The organism is Yoonia sp. R2-816 (assembly GCF_046762905.1).
Classification (GTDB): domain Bacteria; phylum Pseudomonadota; class Alphaproteobacteria; order Rhodobacterales; family Rhodobacteraceae; genus Yoonia.
Window position 1 is genome coordinate 1 of record NZ_JBKQXN010000160.1, and the last position, 974, is coordinate 974.

Annotated in this window: 1 protein-coding gene; it reads right to left on the reverse strand. The window is 53.8% G+C overall.

All coding sequences use genetic code 11. The annotated features are described in order from the left end of the window. The coding region (locus ACFWW2_RS05490; RefSeq protein WP_393926763.1) for an IS1595 family transposase at positions 1-905 on the reverse strand (905 nt) is incomplete at its 3' end. Between the last annotated feature and the right edge of the window lie 69 nt (positions 906-974).

Genomic DNA, 974 nt, shown 5'->3' on the forward strand with positions numbered 1-974 from the left:
CGTTCTGCATCGTCAATACCGTTCGCAATGCGGTTGTTGTAACGGAAGTCGAACTCCGCAGCGTAGCGGTGCAGGTGCTGCTTGCCGCAGTGCTGATACACACCCTTCATGCCGCGCTTGAAGATGCTGTAAAAGCCTTCAACGGTGTTGGTGTGGATTTCGCTGTCAGCATAATCGACATACTGACCTGCGCTGTGGTTAGTCCAACCGTGAGCGTCAAACACCTTACCAGCGCCGATGCCTTTGTACTGGCGGGCTTCGTCGGTCATGACATAGGCTTCGCGGGCGATGTTCTCTTGCAGGATCGGGATCAACGTTGTCTTTTTCAGATCATCGACCACGATAGACTTGGCGCGCTTGGTATCACGATCTACCAGTGTCAGCATTTTCATCTTGTGATCACCGCCACGGGCGTTCTTGGCTTTCTTCACGCCGGGTTCTTTGCCGATGAAGGTTTCGTCAACCTCTACAACGCCACCACCGTTGCCAAAGCCAGCCAGTGCGCCGTCACGCATGCACTCACGGATCCGATGCGTCAGGAACCATGCGGACTTGTAGGTGATGCCCAGAACGCGGTGTAGCTGGTGGCTGCTGATACCCTTCTTGCTGGATACCATAAGGTGAATGGCTTGCAGCCACAGGTGCAGCGGCAGGTGGCTTTCTTCAAAGATGGTGCCCTTGCGCACGGTGAATTGACCACGGCAGTCGCGGCACTTCCACAGGCCGTGCCGCTCTTTGCCCTCTGGGTTCTTCTTGGAAGGTTTGGTGCGAACGCCTTGCAGTTTGTAAGCGCTATCGACCACGCCACAGTGCGGGCAAACCGTTCCATCGGCCCAGAGAATGCTTTCGACATGCGCAAAAGCTGCGGCTTCATCGTGCATATATGGGGCAGATAGAACAGACATGGTATTTCCCTTTAACTCTATGAATTATAGATAGGAAATATCATTGGGTTTGTCAAGTATACAATCGCC